The organism is Flavivirga algicola (assembly GCF_012910715.1).
In the GTDB taxonomy this organism is placed as follows: Bacteria; Bacteroidota; Bacteroidia; order Flavobacteriales; family Flavobacteriaceae; genus Flavivirga; species Flavivirga algicola.
This window is the reverse complement of the sequence record NZ_JABBHF010000010.1, coordinates 32,474-56,698: the sequence shown is the minus strand read 5'-3', so window position 1 is coordinate 56,698 and position 24,225 is coordinate 32,474. Positions and strand designations below refer to the sequence as shown.

Here is a 24,225-nt window from a genome sequence, read left to right as displayed (position 1 = left end):
TAAAAACATGAAATACTACATATTATTATTTTTAACAGCCATTGTTAGCGCTGTTTCTGCTCAGCAGGAAAATGATACAATAAAAGTACAAATCGACAACAATAAAGTTATTCTTCCATTCGCAAAAATGAGCAAGGATAAGTTAGTAGGTGCTGTTGATATTATAAAAGGCGAAGCACTTTTGCATTCCTCAGACTATAATGTCGAGTCTATCTTGGCGGGTCAAGCACCAGGGCTTACCATTTTTGAAGGAAGTGGGTCTCCTGGTTTAGATAATACCTGGATGAAAATTAGAGGTTTATCTAGAGGTGGAGACAGTGACGAACCTTTAATCGTGATTGATGGTATAGCCAACAGGTCACTATCTAGTATAGCCATTGACGAAGTTGAAAGTATTCAAATATTAAAAGATGTCACAGCAAAAATGCTATACGGCAGTAAAGCTGCTAATGGTGTTATTATGTTAACAACCAAACGCGGGTATAACGGTAAACGGAAAGTGTCATTTTTTACCGAATATGGGATCAAGACCCCAACACGCCTGCCTGAGTATGTTAACTCTGCACAATATGCTCGTTTATATAATCAGGCCAGAATAAATGATGGTTTAGACCCAATTTATACGCCCGATGACATTAGCAATTACGAAAACAACCCATCTGTATTATACCCTAATGTAGATTTTTATGATGAATTGCTTAAAAAAAGCACGTCGTTTAGAAGATTCAACGCGCAACTCATTGGTGGAGATGAAGAAACTAAGTTTTTTCTAAACTTAGGTTATATTGGGGAAAACGGGTTAGAAAACCTTGGGAAAAACCAAAAATTTAATCGCTTAAACGTTAGAGGTAACTTAGATTATGATGTTAATAATACCGTGTCTATGTTTTTAGACATCGCTGGTAGAATGGATATCTGGGATCGAGCAGATATAACTAATGAAGATTTCTTTGACGCATTATCTTCCCATCGCCCTAATGATTACCCATTATGGGCAGGTGCCATTGGTGATACCGATAATTTGGGATTTAGCCCAAGAGTTGGCACCAACCTGGTTGGTGAATTGGCAAGATCTGGTTATGTAAATACAAAAAATTATTATGCACAAACCAATCTTGGAATTAATTTCAATCTAGAAAAACTTACCAAAGGCCTGTCTTTTGGCGGTTACATTACATTTGATGTATTTAATAACATTGCCATAGGTAAATCTTTAGATTATTCAAGAATACGATTTGATAATCCAGATGACTTGACCCAAACAACCAGAATTGGAACCGATGTTCTTGATGATAACGAAAGTAGAAGAGGTGACAACGTTACCCAAAACCTGGGGCTAGTAGCTAATATAGATTATGAAAGATCATGGAATAATCATGATTTACAAGTTAATTTAGTAAGTGTAAATCAAACTTTAACCAGAAAATCAACATTAGACGGACCAACTACGCAACAAGATGATAAAAATGTAAATTTTGGGGCTAGAATAAACTATACTTTTAAAAATAAGTATACCATAGAAGGGACTGCCTCTTATATGGGGTCTGATAAGTTCACCAAAGAAAACCGTTGGGAATTGTTTGGTGCTGGAGGGTTTGCATGGATCATATCCAATGAGGACTTCCTAAAAAACAGTAAAACCTTTAATTATCTGAAACTAAAAGGATCTTTTGGTGTTATGGGATACGACAGGTCTTTTGACTATCTTTTGTACAGGGACTTTTATATAGCAAACGGTAATTTAAGAACAGGCCCTCAAAATTCTACTCAAGAATTTGGTTGGAGAGCTGGTCAGATAGGCAATCCAGATTTAACTTTTGAAAAATCAAGAGAGTTTAATATTGGTATTGAAGCCAGTTTATTTAACAACAAAGTAGATTTAGAAGTCAACTATTTTAATGAACTTCGATATGATATTCCTGTCGTATTAAATAATGCCTTACCCAATTATACAGGAGATCTAAAACCAATTGGAAACTTCAATGAAATTTCAAACACAGGCGTCGATCTTTCTCTTGTATTCACAGATAACATTGGAGAATTCAATTATTCCTTAGGAACCAATCTAATCTATTCTAAAGCTGTAAACGATGTATTTGATGAAATTAATCAGTATCAACATTTAAATAAAACGGGACAAGTAACCGATGCTATCTGGGGATGGGAAGCCAATGGATTGTATCAAAACGATGCAGACATTGCTAGCCATGGTGTAACGTCTTCTTACGGAGATATCATTCCTGGTGATGTCAAATTAGTTGACATTACAAATGATAGAGGCGACAATATTATTGATCAATTTGATAAAAAAATAATAGGTAACAGCTTTCCGAGGCTTAACTATGCTCTAAATCTTAATTTAGAGTATAAAGGTATAGAACTCTATGTTTTAGGCCAAGGAACCTCAGGTTCAGACAAGTTGTTAAACAATAGATATTATTGGAATGTTGGTGAAAACAAATATTCTGTTCAAGCTTTAGGCTCGGCAGTTCCAGGTTCGGTAGCTAACGCTTCTTCACCGCGTTTAACTTCTCTATCGCAATCGCACAGTTATAGAAATTCAACATATTGGTTAACCAGTGGCGATTTTTTTAAGCTCAGAACAGCAGAGCTAAGCTATTCGTTCTCTCAAAATATTTGTGAAAAGTTTGCGGCAGATGGTTTAAAACTGTTTGTAAGAGGTAACGACCTTTTTACAATATCTAAAATTAAAAACTTAGATCCTGAAAGTCTAAACGCTGGTATAAAGAATTATCCAACGTTTACAACAATTTCATTAGGTTTAAAATTAACTTATTAACGAACGTACAAATGATGCAAAAGTTAAATAAAAGTAAAAACTATGAAACCATAGGAAATTTCAAAAAAAGACATACCATGAAAAATATATTATTCGCTTTAGTGGTTTTATGTATACTTTCTTCTTGTGAAGACTACTTTGACCCTAAGCTAACTAATGAAAGAACTTATGAGCAATTGCTGGAAAACCCAGATTATGTTAGGGGTTTACTAACATATGCTTATAGAGCCATTCCTGCCGCTTATGATACTTACGACGGTGATTTTCTGGATAACGCTACAGACAATTCGCTATCAAATAACCTAACAGGTAATATGAACAAAATGGTAGAAATTGATGGTTTTTGGACACCTGTTACAAATCCAATAAATAACTGGCAAGCCAGATATGACGATTTAAAAAATGTAAACCAGTTTATTGAAGTAGGCTTAGATGGCACCGTACTATATTTCAAATCTAACCCTACCAGAGATGAAGCCTATAGGGAGCGTTTAAAAGGCGAAGCTTATTTTTTAAGAGCATTCATTCATTTCGATTTATTAAAACGTTATGGTGGTGTTGACGAGAATGGTCAGTTAATGGGGATTCCGTTAATAACTTCAACACTAGATATTACAGATGGAGACGACCTTAATTTATCGCGAAATACATATGCTGAATGTATACAACAAATTATTGATGACCTAAATGTAGCCATTTCAGCGGGGTTACCAGAGGCTTACGATAATAGTACTACAGACCCCGATTTTGATTTAACAAATCTGGGTAGACCCACAACTGTTGCTTGTAGAGCACTTAAATCTCGAGTGTTTTTATATGCGGCGAGCCCTGCATTTGGAACTGCATCTTACACAGAAGCTGCACAAGCGGCAAGCGATGTTTTAGATGTTATTGGCAATTCATTACCCGAGGTATATAACATCAATAACATTTCTGATACATTTTATAACAATGATCTTAATGACGAGTTAATTATGCGCCGTGTTAGCGGTAATCAGAATGGAGATAATGGTTTAGAGCAAAGACACTTTCCTCCTGGTGCAAATCTTGAAGGAAATGGAAGGTGCAACCCCACTCAAAATTTAGTTGATGCATTTCCAATGGCCAATGGTTACCCCATAGCCAATGCAACAAGTGGCTACGTAGAAAACGACATGTATCTAAACAGAGACCCTCGATTTTATATGACGGTTATTCATAATAATCAATCGTTTAAGGGCATAACCATTGAAACCTTTCAAGGAGGCGCTCATATGACAGGAGCTCCAAATGTTACTGTTGAAAACTCAACCCGAACAGGATATTATCTACGTAAATGGATAAGCTCTAAAGCAAATCTGGTAGCAGGAAACAATGTTAATGACACACATTACAATGCCTTGTTTCGTAAGGTAGAAATCTTTTTGAATTTTGCAGAAGCCGCCAATGAAGTTAACGGTCCAGATGATGCAACTTATGGTATGTCTGCCAGAGAGGCCATAGCAGAAGTTAGAAGAAGAGCAGGTATAGCATCAGGAGGGTCTGACGATTACTTGGCTTCAATCACATCGAGAGAAGCCATGCGCGAGTTAATTAAAAACGAACGACGTATAGAATTATGTTTTGAAGGGCATCGGTTTTTTGATTTGAGAAGATGGAATGACAACCTGAATGAGGCCATCTCAGGAGTTACTATTACCGATAACGGCAACGGTACTTTTAGTTTTACAAGGAATAACATAACAACTCCTAATTATAGAAGTTATATGAATTATGGCCCACTCCCTTTCGATGAGTTGCTAAAAACACAAAACATAACTCAAAACCAAGGGTGGTAATTAAGTTAAAATTAATTTGAAAATATAAAGATTATGATTAAAAAAATAACGGCACTTATTGTACTTATAGGAACCTTTGTTTCATTACAGGGGTGCTACGATGATTATAAGGAAGATTACACACATACCACGACCTATTTTGCGCGACAGTTTCCTCTGCGTACTTTAGTGGATTCAGATGGCCAAGATATGACATTTGAAATTGGAGCCGTATTGGGCGGGAAGTATTCAAACAACAATAACGAGCAGGTAGATTTTATTGTTGACGATGCATTGTTGAGTGCTTATCCTTCATTAACAAAACTACCGGACAGTTATTATAGCATTAGCAGCAGTAGTATGACCATTCCTAGTGGTGAATTTTTGGGTAAAGCTTCAGTGACACTTAACAAAGAATTATTTATGAACGACCCCTTGGCGGTTGGTAATAATTATGCGCTACCACTTCAAATTGTAGACGCTACTACTGATTTTATTTTAGAGGATAAGCACTACTCTATTATTGTTGTTCGCTATTACAATCAATACCATGGTTGGTATTATGTTAAAGGTGAAGACACAAACACCACAGATAATACCAGTGTGATATATTCTGAAAATGATTTAGTAAACAATGAAGATATGCTACTTGAAACAACTTCTAAAAATGAATTATCAGTTCCTTATGTTGGAAACCCTGATGTTTCTGGTCGCGGAATGACTTTCAGCATTAATGCAGAGACTGTTTCCATTTCTGGAGGGGCTGGTATTACAAATCTTAGTGGTACGGGAACTTATAATCCCAACACAAGAAATTTCACCATAGAATATAATTACACAGATGGTGATGGTGATGCTCACTCAGTAAAAGAAACACTTATTTATAGAAATACAGAACTTATTTTAGAAGAATGGCAATAATCACATCGCTTTTAGGTCAAAAATTGATTAAAAATACAAGTCTTAAAAAACTAATAATGCCTTTTATTGGCATTATGGAAAGCATACCCAAATCAGTAATTTTGGTATTTTAGTTAGTTAGTTTAATTTTGTAAAAAGAGCCTCCTACAGGGCTCTTTTTCGTTTATGTTAAGACACAATGACATGGTTTTAGTACAGCATACTTTGCTATAGTATAGAATGAAAAGATGTATATCAAATTTTTTAAGACATCGTAATGCAAAAACAAACAGGCGTTTTATACGTTAGTGGCAATAAATAATTTCAAATTCATTAAAAATCTATTAGATTTGAAATAAATATATGGAATATAATAGCAATTGCTGTTATAACATTGTTGTATAGCATTGCCAAAAAATGATTTTGAAAACACTTAAAAATATATTCGGAAAGCGAAGAGGCTCATTTTTCAATGCGACAAACTATGAGTTACAAAACTTTTTCTGCGGATTTGGAACTTGTAGAATTAATGAAAATGAAATATCAATAAAAAAATACCCTTTTAAACCTTCTTTGGCTAGTCCTAATATTACTTTAAAAGCTAGAGAAATAAATTCCATTACTTTAAAATCATCGCCACCCCAACTGTTATATAAAAATGATTGGATTTTTATATCAGCTAATAAAATAGATGAATTGACTGAATTTGCAGATCGAAATAATATTATGATTTCTGAGAAAAACTGGACTTGGGATAATATTTTAGAGCCATTTCTTGATACTGAGTTTACAAAAGAAGAAGCTGAAAACACTATAAATTCACTAGTCAAAAACGGAATAAGCAAAGATGTTGTGATAAAGCTTCGAGAAGAAGTTTCTAAGCAAATGTATAAATATAATTTTGACACAATGCTTTGGGAATGGGTTAGTCTTGGGCTTTCTGATGTTTTACAGGCTATGAGAGTTAAATATTCAGACAAAGAATTTCAAGAATTCTATAAGAAGGCAATGTCAATAGAAAATATAAACGCTACACAACACGCTGTATAATTAATACAGCCCTACGGGCTGCACTAACCATACAGCTGTACGTTGGTAGCAATATTGCCCCGTCCTGAATAAAGGCTACATAATTTTAAACATTATGTACAAAAATGACAAAGTAATCAGACGGTATTCAGAACCTTTCAAACTCAAAATTTTAGACGAACTTACAAAAGGAAAATTAAACAAGTATCAATTAGGTAAGGTTTACGGTATTGCTCCAACTACTATTAATGAATGGATTAAAAAGTACTACCGTAAAGACCTTATGAACACCAGAGTAACCGTGAAGACTAAAGACGAAATAACACGTATTAAAGAACTTCAAAAGGAAATTGAGCAACTTAAAAAACTCCTTTTAAAAAAGGATATGGATGCTCTTGTTGATGAATCTTATCTCGAAGTAGCTGCCATGAACTTGGCTATAAATCAGTCCTAGAACTAAAAAAAAAGCTAAATATAAAGCCTTAATCATAGCTAGAGAAAAGTCCAAAGGATTTGTGTCTTTAAAAACTATTACGGCTTGTTTTGGACTCAAACGTAATGCTTACTACAAATACAAACGTAGAGAGAACAAGCGTTTATTAATTGAAAACAAAATTCTAAACATAGTTAAACGAAGACGTAAACCCTTGCCTAGAGAAGGTGTGCGTAAACCCAAAATATCTTTGAAAGACGATTTTGATAAAGCGAATCTTAAAGTAGATAGAGACACCCTATTTAAAATCCTTAGAAAACACAATATGCTTATTCTTAGGAAAAAATATAGTTCAAGAACCACTAACTCAATGCATAGATTCTACAAGTATAAAACATTATTAAAGAGGTTCTAGTCAATAGACCCAACCAAGTCTGGGTAAGTGACATCACCTACATCAAAACTGTAAAAGGGTTTTGTTACTTAGCTCTGCTCCGTCCTGAAATAAGGCTACATAATTACTAAACTGGATGAAAATACTAAGTCTTTATGACAAACTTTTAGCCATTTTGAAAATATAATATCCTTGTGTATAAAATCACTATCGGAACATCGAAATTGAGAAATGATTTTTTTCCAGTTGAACAAGTTCAACTTTTTTGTCATTTTCATTCAAGTAATTTACATTATATAAAATTGTAAATAAAAATGACACATGGATTAGCAAACTCAACCATAAAAAACAAGAAATCCGTTAATTACATTTCTTCTCTTACTCCATTAAGAGGGATCGCTGCTTTGTTAGTTGTACTTTTCCATTTCGATATTTGGTTAATGTTACATGGATTCCCTCGGTTGATTAATACAAAACATTCATCTTTTATAACTAATGGGTATTTATGGGTAGACCTTTTTTTTATACTTAGCGGATTTGTAATTTGTCATGTATACGGTAAGAAATTAGAAAACAGAAATAGAACAGTTGTAAAAAAATATTTATGGGCAAGATTCACACGGCTTTACCCCTTACATGTCTTTATAATGCTACTTTTTGTATTGCAAACAATCGTGTTATTTCAGTTGTTCCCTGAGTATGCAGCCGAGAAATGGAAATGGACTAGATCCTTACCTGATTTCTTTATTCATTTATTTTTTTTACAAACTAGCGGAATTATTGATCGTCCTGTTTGGAACGTTGGGTCGTGGTCAATTGCTGCAGAATGGTGGACATACATTCTTGCAATTGGACTCATTCCCTTGTTAAATAAAAGTAAAAATCTAATAAGTATCATTTCTACAATACTGGCCTTATTAGGTTTCGTTTTTATTGCAAGTCAAAATTCAAAATTTAAACTTGACGAATTTTATGGATTAGGCACACTTCGTTGTGTTTTTGGTTTTACAATTGGTATTGGTGTATATCAAGTATATTCAACACTAGTTAATAAAGAAACAATATGGAGTAAAGATTGGTTATTCTACATAATGCTTTTATGCTCTTTGTCTGTTCTACATTTTAACCTATACGACATAATAGTAATTCCATTTTTTGGAGCTTTTATTCTTTGTACTTCGCTCAACAAAGGTTTGCCTTCTAAATTACTGAATTCAAGACCATTACTTTTTATAGGTAATATTTCTTACTCAATATATTTAATCCATCTATTTTGGATATACCTTTGGTTGATGTGGTTGGATTTATATTTTAAACCTATAAATCCTAATGTTACACCTGGTTTATTAGATAAAATTCTTTGGCTATCGATACTGTTAGTATTAATAATTGCCTCGTCATATTTGACCTATAAATATATTGAAATTCCAGCTCAAAAAAGACTAAGACAATGGCAGAAATTATAATGAAACATATAGAAAACGTAGTGTAACTTTATGACCTGTCCTGAATAAAGACTGCATCAATAAATAGAGGAAATTGGTGATAGGCCAAAATAAATATCCAGAGATAGAGTTATTAATAACATGAAACGATTACTTAAAACATTAAAGATTTTTCTGATTTCAATAGCTGGATTGTTAGGACTTATTTTATCAGGAATTTTTGTCTACAATAACTTTTTCTACGAGCGTGAGATGAATCAGATTAAAGATAATTTGGATAGGATAGAAAATGTCGAAGTTGTAAATATTTGGGGACATAAAGATATTACGCTTGAGGAAATAACTGCAAGACTGAAAATTGATAAAAAGGGAGAAATTGTTTTATATGGACTAAGCAAAGACGTATTCAACTATCCTAAAAGTGTATCTGTTTCTGAAATAGGAGGATATTCATTTACTCGGTTTTCTTGTAATGGTGGTATTAATTTAAATATTAACATTGGTCAAGAAAGTGAAATAGGCAGACAAATAGGAATTCCGTTTAATTCTGCAAGTGATGTCGTTGAAAACTATGACAAGATTCTAAATGTGATTGATCGCTTAAAACAAGCACCTCATTTGAATCATTTTACAAGTGCTAATTCAGAATCATACCTTTTGGTAGAACGTAAAAATTCAAAAGACCAAGATCCTATTTTTAATTTATTAGAAATTGAAAATAAATTCGAATTTGCGAAGACTTTGAAATGGACAAGAGAGGATTGTTATTATAATAATTAGAAAACAAAAAAGATTGTTAACAATGGTAATCGTTTTACAAGACACTAAAAAAACAAACTTAAGATTATAAATTAATTTAGTGTAAAGTCTAATCTTTAACTTGTGTAAACTATATCTCTTAACAAACATTTCAAAATGAGAAAATTTAGGCAAATAATCATATGTTTAATCCTTCTACATATTTTTAGTTGTAACATAAGTTATTCTAAATATGATGCTTTAAAACAGCCACATCATTTGTCTAAGTATTAAACATGAAATCGGAGTACTAACAAACAACAGAAACCCATATTTCTTCAAAATGGAAAAGAATTTCCAGGATAATGTTGAGTTTGACGTTTACGTTATTAATTCAATTAAAAGTATTTTTAATTGAATTAAGCAAAAGTACAAAGATTGGTGAGTCTTAATTAATGATTTAAAAAAAGAACATATGGACTCTAGGTTTTTTGATGCAACTCTCGTTTTTTTGGATATAGAAAAAGAACTAAAAATAAAAACTGATTCGCTTTTTAAGGGTTTAATAAATCGAAATAGTAATAAAAACCAAAGAAAAAGAATTAGCTCAAAATGTTCGAGACCTAACAGCTTGACTGGAAGTAGAAAAAGTTACTTATGAAAAAAAGAAGCTGACTTCCATAATGGAAATGGAATTAAGCAAACCGAAGTAGATTCCATAGTAAAACTGATTAAAAACTAACCCGTCCTGAAAAAAGACTACATAATTTTAAATTATTATGTAAAAAATCATAAAACTTTTTATACATTTGTACTGATTAGTACAGTAAGATGAAAAAACATGATAAAGAATCCGTAATTAAAGTTGGCCAAAACTTATTTAAAACCATAGGTTATTACAATACAGGCACGGAAGAAATATTGAAACAATCAGATTATCCAAGAAGTTCATTCTACTATAATTTTAAGAGTAAAGAAAAATTCGCCGAGCATGTTTTAGAGTATTACGGAAACAATTCTGTTAAATTCTATCGAAGTATCCTTGAAGATCAAAAGGTTAAAAGCCCCATGAAACGATTTGAATTATTTTCAATATTGATGGCAGATATGGCGAGTAAAAATGAGTTCAAATCTGAATGCCTAATTCAAAAATTTTCTGTTGAATGTGCTGGAAATAACGAAAACCTACGAGATATGACTCAAAAGCAACTAAATAAATTACTCCTTGTATTTAAAACATGTATAGATGCAGGTAAAAATGCGGGAGAAGTTAGAACAGATTTAGAATCGATTGAAATGGCTAAATTTTTACATGCTCAGCTTTATGGTGGCTTTTTATTATCTCGGCTACAAAATAATATTTCAATTTTAAAAAATAATATGGCATATGCTTTAGATTTTATGAGGGTATAAAAAATTTTAACAACAACTGTATAGATTGATACATTCAAAATAAAAACTTATGAAAAAAATAATATTAATAACTATTGCTTCTGTGTTACTGCAAAGCTGTATGGCAGACATGAGAACAAAAATGATTAAAAAAGATGGTATTTCAAGTTTAAATGTAGATAAAGGAAAGGCTTTAGTTGAAAGAACCTGGAGAAAACATGGCTTTTCAAAACTATCTAATCACAAAGTATACTCACTTACTGCAAAAGATACTTGGAGAGGACTCATGGGAAAGATGGGGAAACCATGGCCTGAGGCAAAATCCAAACTAAAATTTAAATATGCCATAAACACCTTCGATAGTCAAGTAGCGTTTTTAAATGGTAAGAGAGAAAACACCATTGCTGGTTTACAAAGTTGGCAGTATTATGAACAGGAGCAACAAAAAGATTTAGAATTTACCAAATATGATAAACGCATAGCATTTGGACTTTCTGCATATCAATATTTCTTTGAAATGATAGACCGTTTAAAAAGAGCTCCTATAATTTCTTATGCTGGTGAAAAAAAATTTAATAATATAAAATATGATTTAGTTTTTATTACTTGGGAGCATCCAAAACCCCACATGGAGCATGATCAATATCTTTTATGGATAGATAAAGAAACACAACTATTAAAATATGCCGTATACTCCTTAAGAGATAATTATCTTAAAATGCCAGGCTATAAAGCATTTTATGGTTCTATAAAATTTGATGACTACAAAAGCATTAACGGTATTTTAATTCCATATAAACAAACTATTTTTTTAAACCAACCTAGTAAGAAAGATAAAAGGCACATTCATCAATTAATTGTAGAAGATTTTAAGTTTGATGATTTCGATATAAGCGAATTATACCCAAACCCAGAAATAGAAAAAATTGGAGACAAAAAGATAAAAAAATAATATACGAACATGAATCAAAAAACAGCATTAGTTACAGGTGCCAATTCAGGGGTAGGATTAGAAACTGTAAAACAATTAAGCCAATTAGGTTACACAAAAATCATACTTGTATGCAGAACAATAGAGAAAGGTGAAGTAACGATTAAAAAACTACTGGATGAAGGCTTTAATAATGTTTATAGTGTGCTAGCGGCAAATTTGGCAGACAAAAAATCTTCTCATAATGCACTGAAAGAATTAATAGATAAAAATTATAGGATAAACTTACTCATACTTAATGCATGTATTGTTCCGAAGACTTTAGAGAGAAATGATGATGGCATGGAATTATCCTTTGCCTCGGCATTATTAGGCCACCATATTCTTACCGTGGGATTACTCGATGCTGATTTACTTACTACTGATGCTAGGATTGTCACTGCTGGATCTGAAGCCGCGAGGGGTGACATGCCTATGATGGGGCTTCCTAATATTGATAAAATTATTAATGAAGAATTTAATGGTGATAGTGAAGACACACTAAGATCTTTTATGTTTCCAAGTTCAAATAAAAAGTATCACCCGATGAAAAATTATTCTTTAACAAAATTATATGTGAGCTTATGGACACGTTCACTCGCTAGAAAACTTCCCAATCATATTATTGCAAATAGTATTTCTCCAGGAGCCACGCCTAACACTAATTTTGCTAGGCATCAATCTTGGGTCATGCAAAAAATAATGCTCCCCATAATGAAGACCTTTGGTCCCATGATGGGCATGTCTGGAACCTTAAAAGACGCTGCAAAACGTTATCTTAAAATATTAGATTTTGACGAGACAACAAATGGAAAGTTCTGGGTTTCAAAAAAAGGAAAAATGATTGGCCCTTTAGTCATTTTCTCATCTCCCTATTTAGAAAATGTTAACTTTCAAAATGCCGTTTGGAATGTGATAGAAAATACATCAAGCAATAAAGCTTAAAGCATTCGTTTTACATAAACACATCATTTAAATCGTATATGAAAAGAATTATTTGTTTTTTATCATGTTTGTTTTTTATTTCAGCACTCAGTAATGCTCAAAAAAATGAAAACTTAAAAATCTTAGAAAAAAATGGTAAATATGGACTTGTAAATAAAAATGGTACTGTTGTGGTTCCTATTATCTATGACTGTTTAAGTCCATTTAAAGAAAGCCTGGCGGTAGTATGCCTTAATGGTAAATACGGATTTATAGATAAAAAAGGTACTGCCGTAATCCCTATTATTTATGATAGAGCTTATCTATTTAAAAAAGGCTTGGCTGCAGTTAGTCTTAATGGTAAAATTGGATTTATAAATAAGAAAGGTACTGTTGTAATCCCTATCATCTACAACGAAATTTCTGGTCTTAAAGAAAATATAATACGCCTTGGGTTATACAAAAAAGAGAGCATTTTTGGAAAAGAAGCTATATACGGGCTAATAAATAATGAAGGAAAAACGATTCTTCCTGTTGAATATAATCACTTAGAAATTTTTGGAAGTAACAGTTTTATTCTTGCTAAAGATAAAAAGTACGGAATCATGGGTTTCGAAAACAAAATAACCGTCCCATTAATTTATGATAAAATAATAAAACAAAATAAGAATACTGCTATTATTGAAAAAGATTTGAAGTGGGGTCTTATTGATGACAAAGGACATATTATAACACCTATCCAATACGAAAATAGCCATTTTTCACCTTACTACGAACATAAGTATGATTCCCTTATACCTGTAAAAACAGAAAAGAAATGGGGTTTCATCAACTTAAAAGGCGAAATTACAATACCCTTAAAATATACATCTGTAGATCATTTTGAAAATAAGCGTTTTAAAGTTTCATTAAACGGGAAATATGGACTTATAGATAAATCTGGCGGCATCATTATTCCCATTTCATATGACCATATATATGACTCTGATAAAGGTTTTTATAGAACTGTATTAAATGACAAGTGGCGTTTTTTTAACCAAAAAGGAGAAAATACAATTTCTACTGTTTACGATTACGCAGATAAATTTAAAGATGGCTTGGCAAGAGTTAGTATAAACAATAAATATGGTTTTATAGATACAGTAGGAAAGGAGGTCATTGCCATAAAACATGATTATGCAAAAGAATATAACGACGGTGTAGCCATCGTACAATTAAATAATAAGTGGGGAGCTCTTAATGGTAATGGAGAAGTAATTATTCCGATTATTTATGATGCAGTCATAGCAGAGGCTTATATAAAAGAATCCCCTCTAGCTTTTAAATTAGACGGAAATTGGGGCTTTGTTGATAAAAAAGGCAGCACTGTAATCCCTTTTGAATATGATGATGTATTGAATCCTTTTAGTGGCTCTAAAACAGCCATAGTCATAAAAAATGGAAAGCGTATTAAAATAGATTTACAAGGAAATCAAATATAAATAATTACCTGCTCTGTGCCAATGGCGCCAACTTTCCTGAGCACTGCTAGTGCCCGTTTTCAATTGGTACCGACCACTAGTCAATAATAGATAAACCTGTAAATAGTTTTATATTATAAGTAATTATAAAATGAGTATGAAGGAAAACGATAAAGCTATTGACTTTACATTAGAAGACTATTTGGGAAATGCTATAAGTTTGACTAAATATAAAGGTCAAAAAATCTTATTAAGTTTTTTCAGAGGAGCTAGTTGCCCATTTTGCAACTTAAGAATTCACCAGTTGATTAAAAGGTATCCAGATTTTGAAAACACGGGCATTCAAATAATTACAGTATTTGCTGCAACCAAAAAGGAAATCTTGTCATATGCTGGTCAACAAAACGCCCCTTTTCATATACTAGCTGACCCAACACTGAAATTATACAAAAAGTATGGTATCAAAGAATCTTTATTCGGAATGTTGAAAACAATGATTAGCCCTTTGAAAATGGTAAAGGTGATGTTTAGCGGTTTCTTCAATATGAAATCAATAAAAGACAAGCCAATAGTTCCTGCTGACTTTCTTATTGATGAAAACTTTATGATATTGCAAACATATTATGGAAAAGATTTTGGAGATCATATACCCATTGAAAAGGTTTTAGACTGGAAGTAAACTACTTACTTTTTCATAGATACCATAATGCATGTACTCCAAGAGTTAGCTCTAGATAATACATTAAGCATCCGTAAATAATTTCAAATCCATTAAAAATCCCTTAAATTTGAAATAATATATGGAATATAATAGCAATTAACTATTATAACATTGTTGTGGCTAATTTGAAAACGTACCTCTGAATTATAAAACCAAACACAAAAGCGAATACTGAAACAGAAAAATGATAAAAAATAAAAAAGCCAAATGGATTGTAAGAACACTATTGCTTGCTGGAACCGCAGTTTCATTATTTTTTGTTCCTTGGATTTTAGTAAAGGCTTGGATTTTACCGCTACCAAATACCATTCAAGAACAAGTAGATGAAGCAATAGGTTATGGTTTTGATGGTATGATTGTATATGTTGACCAAGCAGGAAAACCACCACAATATTATTCAGGCGGTTGGAACGACAGAAAAAAGAAAATTCCAGCCGACCTAAAATCATTGTTCAAAATTGCTAGTATTAGTAAGTTATATACTGCTGTAGCAGCTACGAAATTGGTCAAAGAAAAGCGTTTGTCTTTTGAAAAACCTTTAACCGACTATCTTCCAGAACTGAAAGGAAGAATAGAAAATGATGATCAAATTACATTGAAAATGATGATTCAACACCGTTCTGGTATTCCAAATTTCACTGATAATCCAGCGTTTTGGGAAAACGAAGAAGAAAATGGCAAAAATGCCTTAGATTTTGCTTTAGACCTACCAGCTAGCTTTAAACCAGACAAAGGATATGAATATTCAAACACAAATTATTTATTGCTTCGTGAGATTTTGGATAAGGTTTTAGGATACAATCATAACGAGTATATCAAAGAAAAAATTTTGAAACCTCTTGAATTGAAAAATACATATTTTTCGATTAACGATGTTGATTTAGACGATGTAATGAGCGGATATTATGTAGGAATTGAAGAAGATTTTAAAGCCCGTGACTTTGGAATGTTAGCAACCGCGGAGGATGTTGGAATATTTCTAAGAGCTTTGAATGATGGTTCTCTATTTGAAGAAGGAGAACAGGAATTATATCCTTACGAATATAATCACGGTGGTTTAGTCATTGGCTATCAAAGTCTCGCAGAATACCATAAAGATATAGATGCTGTGGTAGTTCAGTTTATAAACACAACAGATTTTGAAGGGTATGAATGGAACTTGTCAGAAATTATAATTAACCGAATTGTGAAAATAATTAGAAAGAAAAACTAGCCACAACACGGTGTATAAGTAATAGCGGTTTAAGTGATAAAACGAAAGTACAAACATAAAACAAAGGTCAGTGCAAAACCGAAAGGTTTGTGAGTAGAAATCCGCTACTACTTATACACAAACCGTTGGCAATAATTATGAATAAACCCCATAAAATACTGATAATCATAGTTTTGATTGGATTTATGTCTTGTAAAAAAAGACAGCAGGAAAAAAAAGCAATTAATCCTGAACTCGAATTTCTTGAAAAAATCAAAAACGTATCGGACAGTATAAGCGTTAAAGGGATAACAATTAAAAATCTGTTTAAAAGTCAAATTTTAGCACATCAAGAAAATGAATTTGATACAATAATGATTACAGAAAGAGTATATCGGCCACACCAGTCTCTTTGGGAAAATTGTTATGGAATGATTTTCGGACAAGAAAACAGCGACAAGTTTACAACAACAAGAGGAATGATTAAATGGAATAGAAAACTCTATCCAGAAAATAAATCATTTTTCGACAAGAGAGCACAAACGCTTATAGATATGAAGCTTGACTCCATACTTGAAAACAATCTTTTGAGATTTAACCAATTAGTTCCTCATAAAGTTGAATCGACAATTAGCATTTTATTTACACCTCTAACAGGAATTTTATTTGGTGGCTGCGATAATGACCAATTTGCTATAGAATTAAATTACAAGGAACAGGATATCCAATACACAATAGAAAAGGGAATACCTCACGAATTAAATCATCTCGCCTACGAGCCTTTTAGGAATAATGATCCCAAAAAGAATACTGCATTAAGGCAGACTATCGATGAGGGATTTGCTTGTTATTTCACTTGGATATTTTTCGATGGAAAAATCTCAAAACACGAAGCTGTTGAGAATATGACCGAGAGCGATTGGAATTGGTATTTGGAACACGAAAAACAATTATTTAAAGAACTAAAACAATATTTTGATGATGAGAGTGGTGATAACCCACTCTTAAGGAATGACAAAATAAAATTATTCGAAAAAGCACCTAAAAGCCTTAATTATTGGCTTGGTTTTCGAATAATCGAAAAGTATGTCGAAGAATATGGAAAAGATCACTGGAAGAACATTTATGAATTAGATGTTGCAGAAGTACTTCACAAAAGCAAATATGAACAATATATAAACGGATTAAAATAACTGTTGCCAACAATGTATCCTATGAAAGGCACCAGCCCAGTTCTTCAAAGTTAATATTTTATTTTTTTAATCTTTACACACTTGGTGAGATACTCCCTAAAATCGTTGCACAAGTCTCTTATTTTATAAAATTTCCTGAACAATACGTTCTTTAGTTGTTTTGAACCTGCTTGTGGTATTGAAAGTAATTAATTCTGTTTCATCTGCTCTTATTCATTTTAATAGCAATGGTTAAACCTGTGCTTTATTTGAATTATGGATTGCGGATTAAAAAACTACTGCTTGCAACATTAGTAATCACTGACGACAATATGAATAAAGTCATCAATGAACAAATGGATGACATTAATTTTTCCCAATATTTACAAATTGTAGAAAATCATCATTCTTTGCCACTATAATAAACTGGCCGTTTTTAGTCTTAATATGTTTCATATCTTTAACATCACCCTGTGTAAAGAAACCACTTTTAGATGATGCAATCGCTTTAAAAGTCCCATTTTTGTTACCTTTTAAAAAGAGGCCGTAACCACCATCATTCCTTGGGGTTTCAACTTCCGAAGAAAATAAGTTTCCAGCTATTAAAGCATCGAGAGCCCCATCCTGGTCGTAGTCATCAACTAAAATTTTATTGATACTGGACATTTGAGCTTCAACAGGTAATTCATGTATTATAAATTTTCCTTCTTTGTTTTCCAGATAGATACTAGCAAAAGATTTTACCTGATAATGCAAGGCAGCTTCCAAAGACTTTTCTTCGTATACATCAACCAAAGTAGCCTCTGAAAAGCTTTCATAGTTCTTAAACTTTTCTTTAATCTGTGGAATTTGCTGCGATGAACATTCGCGCCCTCTCACGGGGTATTGCTTGCCCTCGTTATAATAACTCAACACGATATCTTCTTTATTATCATTATCAAAGTCGTTCACATAAATATCAAAGGTTTCATCTTCGGTCGCTTTGTATTTATAGTTAAGCCCATTGTTACCAACCATATAATCCATATCACCATCACCATCAAAATCGCCCTCATTGATGCTCCACCACCAACCCGTCGTATCCTTTGTAAGGCCAACAGCTTCCGATACTTCTTTAAAACCATGCTTCGTATTTTGAAATACCCGAATAGACATCCATTCGCCAACTATTATAATATCTTGCCACCCATCATTATTAAAATCGGTAATCAAAGCACTTGTTGCCATCCCCAGATTTTCAAATGGGCCGACTAAACTTTTGGTAACGTCTTCAAATGCCACAAGACTATTTTCTGTTTTGTTTTCTAATAAAAAGCTATGCGCTGGAGTAGGGTAATGACCAGGAATTTGTCTTCCTAAAACCAATAGATCCTGTTTCCCATCCTTATTAAAATCAAGATTATAGACTTTAGATCCACTCACTATCATTTCTGGCAAAATACTTTTTGTGAATTTTCCACTTCCATCATTTATATACAATCGATCCTGGAGCATTTTAGATTTTGGCGAAAATTCATAGCCGCCACTCACTACATATAAATCGTTATCTCCATCATTATCCGCATCAAAAATTAAAGCACCTACATCTTCACTCAGTTTATCATATTGAAATATCTCTGGGGTTTGAAGTTCAAATCCGTTATCATTTTGAAAAAACAAACACCCAGCTCTGTTAAATGCTCCTCCAACAAAGTAATCATCTAAGCCATCGCTATTTAAATCACCAACAGCAAGGGCTGGACCAAATGTTGACATTTTATGAGGTAAAAGCACTTGATATTTAAAATCGTCAAAATTATTTTCATCATGTTTATGTTCTGGAAAAGCACCCTTTACAGGAGAAAACAATGTTTTTGTATCGGTTAAAGTAGGTTCTGAATCGTTTTTGGCATCCGAATATTTTAAAACAATGGTTTGATTACTAGGAACATTATTTAATTTTTGAACTTTTCCATCTGTCCAAACAACCTTTATTTCGTTAATAATTTCAGATTTAGACAAGCCGAAATGTATTTCTGGAGCTACCGAAGATTGAAACCCACGTGTTAGCGTAAGCTCTTGCATTTGTGTTTCGCCATTAGAAGTCACAAAAACGCGGTTTCCTAAACCAAAGCCATTATTTGCTGTACCTTCAAATTGTATACTTAAATAATTATTCGTTTCAGAGCTTTTATTTTCAAAAACAGACGCATAATCATCAATGTTATTCGTAATGATTTCTAAATCACCGTCATTATCTAAATCGGCATAAGCCACACCATTTGAGAAACCTTTAAATTCTATTCCCCAATCTTTATTGGCCTGTTTAAAATTTAAATCACCATTATTTTTATAAATGAAATTATCAATTTTTTCAGATGGAATTTCTAAACTCATCTCCAAGGTTTTATCACTATCTATGGAAAAAGCATCATCAATTTGATTGAAAAAGTCTCTATTATTAACTTCACGGCGCGTACCATTAGAAACAAACAAATCTTTTAAGCCATCATTATCAAAATCTGCAAAGAGCGGTCCCCAGCTCCAATCGGTCGATGAAACACCGGTTAATCTAGAAATGTTTGAAAAAAAAGGATTTCCATCTTCAAAAACACCTGTATTCATTTGCAAGCAATTCTGCATGTATTGGTAATGAAACCCTGCATTTACCACGCCCCAAAACAGATCTGGATTCATTCCTGCCATGTTTGCCTTTTTGCGTTTATTGGTTTTGGCATCCATATCTACCTGAAAAATATCCAGATTTCCATCATTATTAAAATCGGAAATATCAACCCCCATACCATAGAAAGCCGTATGTGACATAACATCTTTAACCACCTCTCTAAATGTTCCATCCTGGTTATTCATATATAAATAATCGGGCGATGCAAAATCATTTGATATATATAAATCTGGCCATGAATCATTATTTAGATCACCAACAGTAGCACTTAATGTTAAACCAAAACTTTTAACTCCAGCTTCGTTTGTTACATCTGTAAAAACAGTACCATCATTTCTATACAAATGGTCTGTTTCAATGCTATTTACACGAGCCATTTTTTGCTCGTAGACATAAACCGAAGCATTAAATTTTGTTGGTGGGTAGTTAGCCACATAAACATCAAGATCACCATCTTTGTCATAATCAAAAAATGTAGCTTGTACACTATTTCCAACGTCAGCCAAACCATAATCCTTTGCTCTTTCTGTAAAGGTCCCATCTTGATTATTGATATATAATTGATTTTCTTTAGGCTGAAATTTACCCCCTACAGAACAATAAATATCCAAATAGCCATCGGCATTTATATCTACCATGGTCACACCTGTGTACCACCGTTTATCTCCTGAAACCCCAGCCTTATTTGCAATATCTTCAAATTGAAGATTCCCTTTATTTAGGTATAATTTATTTGAAACTTGATTGCCTGTAAAAAATATGTCCTTTAAACCATCATTATCAATATCGCCAACAGCAACCCCTCCTCCCATGTACAAATAGGAATAAGTAAAATAATTTAGGCTGTCATTTTCGGTAAGATTATTTGAAAAATTGATTCCAGAAATTGATGCATCAAGCGTTTCAAAAATCTTTTTCGATACAATAATTTTTTCTTCCTTTTTACAATTGAAAAAGAGCATTAAAACAAACAAATATGTTCCTAATTTTAATGCTCTATTTTTCATGCTATTAATCAATATTTTATTTAAATTCTTCAGTGTAATACGTTGTTGCATCTTGTAAAAGCAACTTTAAGTTTTCTTTTTCTGAGGTCATACGCTTATCATCCCAACCTAAATAATTTAAGCAATCGTTCGAAATAATCTCCATATATGCTCTTACACTAGGAATATTAAAATAGAGTCTACCTGTACGACGTACAAAGAAATCTGTTAAACTATTGGTCATCTCATAATGAATGCAGTACCACAGTTCTGCTCTAATCAATCGTTCTAAGGCATCTTCATTTTCAAATATTTTTGATTTTTCTATAATGACCTCCGATTGCCTTCCATAGGTAGTACATAAATACCAGGCATGGTAAGTATCTGTAATGCCCAATAAATTTAACTCTTTTTCAAGTTCAGATTGATATTGATTGACTTCTTGAGACGATTTAAGTGCAGGACTTACTAAAGGAATCTTTTCTGTTTCAGATTTCTTCAAGTTTTCTTTATGCTTCTTCTTCATCGTATTTAAAACTGCTTCAATGACACGATGTGCCATTTTACGATAGCCTGTTAGTTTTCCACCTGCAATGGAAATGAGTCCGCTATCTGAAATGAACAATTCATCTTTTCTAGATAATTCTGAGGGGTCTTTATCTTCTTCATGAATTAAAGGTCTTAAACCCGCCCAGTTAGATTCAATGTCATCAATGGTAACATTAACATCTGGAAATGTGCTATTGATAGCATTTAACAGATATTCGGCGTCATCCTTGGTAGCAATAACCCGCTCTAAATTTCCTGAATAATTGGTGTCTGTCGTTCCTACATAAGTGGCGCGACCTCTGGGAATTGCAAAAATCATTCTGCCATCGGGTACATCAAAATAAAGTGGCTGTTTTACTGGCAATTTTTCGTAAGGAAATACAATATGGACACCTTTGGTCAAGTGTAAATATTTATTATTCATAGAATGGTCTTTGGTACGTAAAGTATCTACCCAAGGACCTGCAGCCGAAACATAATTTCGAGCTTTTATTTTGAATGTATTTCCTGTATTGTTGTCTTTACAATTGAGACTCTTAATTTTAGAATCGTCATTATAATTAAACGATTCCATTTCACAATAATTAATGATGGTTGCTCCAAAAGACACTGCTTTCTTTAATATTTCTATGGTTAAACGTGCATCGTCTGTTCTGTATTCGGCATAGAGCCCACTGCCTAAAATCACCTCTTTATTAAGCAAAGATTCTTTTTCTAAGGTCTCTTCTTTATCCAACATCCTACGTCTGTCATCACCCTTAACATCTGCCAAAAAATCGTAAACTTTTAATCCAATGGAAGTCATCATTTTTCCATAGGTGCCTCCTTCTACTAAAGGCAATAGCATTTTTTCTGGAATCACCAGATGTGGTGCAAGTTTATGAACTATGGCGCGTTCTGACCCCGATTCTCTCACCAAGCCAATTTCAAATTGCTTAAGATAACGCAAACCGCCATGTATTAATTTTGTAGATTTATTACTGGTTCCTGATGCAAAATCATTTTTCTCAACAAGGCATACCTTTAAACCCCGTGAAGCAGCATCTAAAGCGATTCCTGCCCCGGTGACACCTCCACCAATTATAGCCAAATCGAATTTTGCAGTCTGTAATTTTTCGATTTGTGCTGTTCTACTTAAAACTGAAAATTCTACATTTTTTTCCATCACTAACATCTTACTTTCTTTTTGTTCGCTTTATTGCTTTTTTCCAGCCTTTATAGTTCTTTTTCCGTGTTTTTTCATCCATTTTCGGATCGAACACCTTATCAACTTCTCTTATTTCGGTGATATTATTTTTCGTCCAAACACCTGCTTTTATACCTGCCAATAATGCGGCTCCAAAAGCCGTAACTTCAATCATTTTTGGTCGATCTACCTCAACATTCAAAAGGTCTGATTGAAACTGCATTAAATAATTATTGGCACTGGCACCTCCATCTACTTTTAATGTGACAATTTTATTATTGCTATCTTTTTCCATAGCACCAATAACGTCTTTAGTTTGATAGGCCAAGGCGTTAACAGTTGCTTTAATAAGTTCTTCTCTTCCTGTATCTAAAGTCATCCCGTACACACTTCCCTTTGCTTTACTATCCCAATGTGGCGCCCCCAAGCCAGCAAAGGCAGGTACTACATATACGTTTTTAAGTGGCGGAAGGTTGTTGCAAATCGCTTCGGTATCACTTGCTTTTTCGATAACCTGCATACGGTCCCTAAGCCATTGAATGGATGCTCCGCCAGCAAAAATGCTTCCTTCTAAAGCATAATTTACTGGTTCGGAGTCCAAACTACATGTTAGAGTAGTCAATAAACCTTTTTTTGATCTTACTTGTTTTTTACCAGTGTTTAATAGAATAAAACATCCTGTACCATAGGTACTTTTTGCAATGCCAGCTTCAAATCCTCCTTGTCCAAATAAAGATGCTTGTTGATCGCCAGCAACACCGTAAATTGGTATTGCCACACCCTCGTAATTTATAAAACCAAAATCTGAAGATGATGTTTGAACCTCAGGCAATACAGACAACGGGATGTTTAATGCTTCTAGTAGTTTTTTATCCCACTCCAATTTTTTAATGTTGTAAATCATGGTACGGGATGCATTGGTATGGTCTGTTACATGTTTTTTGCCATTGGTAAACTTATAAATCAACCAACTATCAATAGTGCCGAACATAAGTTCTCCTGCTTCAGCCTTTTCCTGCGCACCCTCGACATGATTTAAAATCCATTTCAATTTGGTTCCCGAGAAATAAGAGTCGATAACCAAACCTGTGTTCTTTTTAATATAACTCGAAAGTCCTTTTTCTTCTATGTCTTTACAAATATGAGTCGTTCTTTTGTCTAACCAAACGATGGCTTTATGAATGGGGTTTCCTGTTTTTTTATCCCAAACAACGGTTGTTTCTCTTTGGTTGGTAATCCCTACGGCTGCAATATCTTCTGGGTTGATTCCAGAATCTGAAACTGCTTTATTGAATGTTTCTAATTGGTCATTATATATTTCTAAAGCATCGTGTTCTACCCAACCAGATTGTGGATAGTATTGTTTTAATTCCTTTTGAGAAATTGAAACAATAGTCCCTTTTTCGTCAAAAACAATGGTTCGTGTACTTGTAGTTCCCTGATCGAATGCTATGACATATTTTTTGCTCATGT

At 33.1% G+C, this 24,225-nt stretch carries 18 protein-coding genes; 15 read left to right on the top strand and 3 right to left on the bottom strand.

Features of this window, described 5'->3' with window-relative positions; genetic code table 11:
• The first annotated feature begins 7 nt into the window (after positions 1 to 7).
• The 15 genes from HHX25_RS16200 to HHX25_RS16130 all read left to right on the top strand — a co-directional run bounded on the left by HHX25_RS16200 (position 8) and on the right by HHX25_RS16130 (position 17,387).
• The gene (locus HHX25_RS16200) at positions 8 to 2,800 is read left to right on the top strand and encodes a SusC/RagA family TonB-linked outer membrane protein (protein ID WP_169675672.1); all 2,793 of its coding nucleotides are present in this window, start codon (positions 8 to 10) and stop codon (positions 2,798 to 2,800) included.
• A 77-nt stretch (positions 2,801 to 2,877) separates the two neighbouring features.
• Entirely contained in the window at positions 2,878 to 4,617 is a 1,740-nt protein-coding gene (locus tag HHX25_RS16195) for a RagB/SusD family nutrient uptake outer membrane protein (RefSeq protein ID WP_169675670.1), read from the top strand.
• Positions 4,618 to 4,650: 33 nt separating this feature from the next.
• Entirely contained in the window at positions 4,651 to 5,517 is an 867-nt protein-coding gene (locus tag HHX25_RS16190; protein ID WP_169675668.1) for a DUF1735 domain-containing protein, read from the top strand.
• Positions 5,518 to 5,919: 402 nt separating this feature from the next.
• Positions 5,920 to 6,546 carry a hypothetical protein gene (locus HHX25_RS16185; protein ID WP_169675666.1) on the top strand — a complete coding sequence of 209 codons (627 nt, stop codon included), beginning with the start codon at positions 5,920 to 5,922 and terminating at the stop codon, positions 6,544 to 6,546.
• A 94-nt stretch (positions 6,547 to 6,640) separates the two neighbouring features.
• Positions 6,641 to 6,979: a transposase gene (locus HHX25_RS16180; RefSeq protein ID WP_240964557.1), complete on the top strand. Its 339-nt coding sequence runs from the start codon at positions 6,641 to 6,643 to the stop codon at positions 6,977 to 6,979.
• A 61-nt stretch (positions 6,980 to 7,040) separates the two neighbouring features.
• On the top strand, positions 7,041 to 7,373 hold the full coding sequence (locus HHX25_RS16175; RefSeq protein WP_169675664.1) for a hypothetical protein: 333 nt from the start codon (positions 7,041 to 7,043) through the stop codon (positions 7,371 to 7,373).
• A 293-nt stretch (positions 7,374 to 7,666) separates the two neighbouring features.
• Complete coding sequence (locus HHX25_RS16170) at positions 7,667 to 8,818, top strand: acyltransferase family protein (RefSeq protein WP_169675662.1); 1,152 nt, start codon at positions 7,667 to 7,669, stop codon at positions 8,816 to 8,818.
• Positions 8,819 to 8,938: 120 nt separating this feature from the next.
• Positions 8,939 to 9,577 (top strand): hypothetical protein, encoded by a 639-nt coding sequence (locus tag HHX25_RS16165; RefSeq protein WP_169675660.1) that lies wholly within the window; start codon positions 8,939 to 8,941, stop codon positions 9,575 to 9,577.
• Between the two features lie 789 nt (positions 9,578 to 10,366).
• Positions 10,367 to 10,948, top strand: a complete 582-nt coding sequence (locus HHX25_RS16160; protein ID WP_169675658.1) for a TetR/AcrR family transcriptional regulator — start codon at positions 10,367 to 10,369, stop codon at positions 10,946 to 10,948.
• A 49-nt stretch (positions 10,949 to 10,997) separates the two neighbouring features.
• Positions 10,998 to 11,879 (top strand): hypothetical protein, encoded by an 882-nt coding sequence (locus HHX25_RS16155; protein WP_169675656.1) that lies wholly within the window; start codon positions 10,998 to 11,000, stop codon positions 11,877 to 11,879.
• Positions 11,880 to 11,888: 9 nt separating this feature from the next.
• Positions 11,889 to 12,842 (top strand): SDR family NAD(P)-dependent oxidoreductase, encoded by a 954-nt coding sequence (locus tag HHX25_RS16150; protein WP_169675654.1) that lies wholly within the window; start codon positions 11,889 to 11,891, stop codon positions 12,840 to 12,842.
• 38 nt (positions 12,843 to 12,880) lie between these two features.
• Positions 12,881 to 14,302 (top strand): WG repeat-containing protein, encoded by a 1,422-nt coding sequence (locus HHX25_RS16145; RefSeq protein ID WP_169675652.1) that lies wholly within the window; start codon positions 12,881 to 12,883, stop codon positions 14,300 to 14,302.
• A gap of 136 nt (positions 14,303 to 14,438) precedes the next feature.
• Positions 14,439 to 14,960: a peroxiredoxin-like family protein gene (locus HHX25_RS16140; RefSeq protein ID WP_169675651.1), complete on the top strand. Its 522-nt coding sequence runs from the start codon at positions 14,439 to 14,441 to the stop codon at positions 14,958 to 14,960.
• A gap of 226 nt (positions 14,961 to 15,186) precedes the next feature.
• Positions 15,187 to 16,215, top strand: a complete 1,029-nt coding sequence (locus HHX25_RS16135) for a serine hydrolase domain-containing protein (protein WP_169675649.1) — start codon at positions 15,187 to 15,189, stop codon at positions 16,213 to 16,215.
• A gap of 137 nt (positions 16,216 to 16,352) precedes the next feature.
• Positions 16,353 to 17,387 carry a DUF2268 domain-containing putative Zn-dependent protease gene (locus HHX25_RS16130; RefSeq protein ID WP_169675646.1) on the top strand — a complete coding sequence of 345 codons (1,035 nt, stop codon included), beginning with the start codon at positions 16,353 to 16,355 and terminating at the stop codon, positions 17,385 to 17,387.
• Between the two features lie 345 nt (positions 17,388 to 17,732).
• Here the strand turns inward: HHX25_RS16130 and HHX25_RS16125 are convergent, their stop codons facing one another.
• Genes HHX25_RS16125 through glpK form a run of 3 tightly spaced genes read right to left on the bottom strand, consistent with a single transcriptional unit; the run spans position 17,733 to position 24,223 of the window.
• Positions 17,733 to 21,038, bottom strand: a complete 3,306-nt coding sequence (locus tag HHX25_RS16125; protein WP_169675644.1) for a VCBS repeat-containing protein — start codon at positions 21,036 to 21,038, stop codon at positions 17,733 to 17,735.
• A 16-nt stretch (positions 21,039 to 21,054) separates the two neighbouring features.
• Positions 21,055 to 22,731: a glycerol-3-phosphate dehydrogenase/oxidase gene (locus HHX25_RS16120; RefSeq protein ID WP_169675642.1), complete on the bottom strand. Its 1,677-nt coding sequence runs from the start codon at positions 22,729 to 22,731 to the stop codon at positions 21,055 to 21,057.
• Positions 22,732 to 22,741: 10 nt separating this feature from the next.
• Positions 22,742 to 24,223: a glycerol kinase GlpK gene (glpK, locus tag HHX25_RS16115; RefSeq protein WP_169675640.1), complete on the bottom strand. Its 1,482-nt coding sequence runs from the start codon at positions 24,221 to 24,223 to the stop codon at positions 22,742 to 22,744.
• Positions 24,224 to 24,225: the final 2 nt, after the last annotated feature.